Genomic DNA, 1,065 nt, shown 5'->3' on the forward strand with positions numbered 1-1,065 from the left:
GCGAGGCTTCTTCTTCCCCATGCTCTCCATGATGGACATCCTCCCGGGGCAGAACCCCTGATCTCTGATGTCCGTCAAAGCGGATCAAGCCCACTCATCGTTTCCCTGGCATGGAGTCCTGCACATGTGATCAGACCGTTTGCCAGGGGCCAGCGCTTATGTCGGCCGACTTCCAATACCGTCATGAACAGCGTGTCGCCGGGAAGCCGAGGTCGACCGGCCGCCGCTCCTCCGCCGCTGGCACCATGTTGGGTCTGCTTGTCATTCTCGCGTCGAAGCTCCGAGGCGATGCACCCCTCGTCCTCAACTACGCCGCTGAGGCGGAGCAACTCGACACGGACGAGGTCACCTTGCAAGCGAGGATCGAGTGGCTGGTGGAGCACCACTACCTTGCCCTCGACGGCCAGGTGAACGGTGTCGCCAGGCTCTGGATGAACCCCGCGGTCGCCTTCCTGCCGAGGACGACGGATCCTCGTGTCGCTGCGGCGCGCCATCGCTTTCCCTACATCGTGACGGATCCCAAGGGGATGGCTGCGGAACAGCCCATTCACGTAGCCGAGTACGACGAGCAGGGCTGGGAGCAGGTGTACCGGCTCAACGCTGAACAGTTCGAAGATCCGCCCCGCTTCTCGTTCGGATGCCCGCATCACCATGACACCGGTCCGTACCAGTAGCCACCAATGCGGGACCATGGCGACACTTCCTGGTCCTGCTGCTGTTGGTGCTCGGGGCCGGGGGAAAGCCACGGGTTGCAGGCCTGGCCCTCCCGTAGAACCACGCCGGCGCAGCGGCCTGCTTCCCTCGGAGCAGCACGGCGCAGACCTCCGAACCGGCCGCTGCGGAACATCGCAGTTCTGCGATGTTCCGCGCGAGATCTATGCACGGCTACTGGATACAGCGCCCGCGTCCGAGCTGCTCGCCGCCCCTGCCACCTGCGCGTTTCCCCTCTGGGGAACGCTGTTCGCACTTGCCGCAGCAGACGCCGGTTGTTCTAGGGCCTGTGTGTGGTTGTGATCAACCTTCGGGTTCCGTCCCCGCATGGGGCCGGAACCCGGGAGGAAGCTG

At 64.5% G+C, this 1,065-nt stretch carries 1 protein-coding gene; it reads left to right on the top strand.

The window, feature by feature from the left end:
• The first annotated feature begins 158 nt into the window (after nt 1–158).
• On the top strand, nt 159–674 hold the full coding sequence (locus tag ACWGJY_RS37565; RefSeq protein ID WP_453265382.1) for a hypothetical protein: 516 nt from the start codon (nt 159–161) through the stop codon (nt 672–674).
• Nucleotides 675–1,065: the final 391 nt, after the last annotated feature.

Source organism: Streptomyces sp. NPDC054765 (assembly GCF_053612065.1).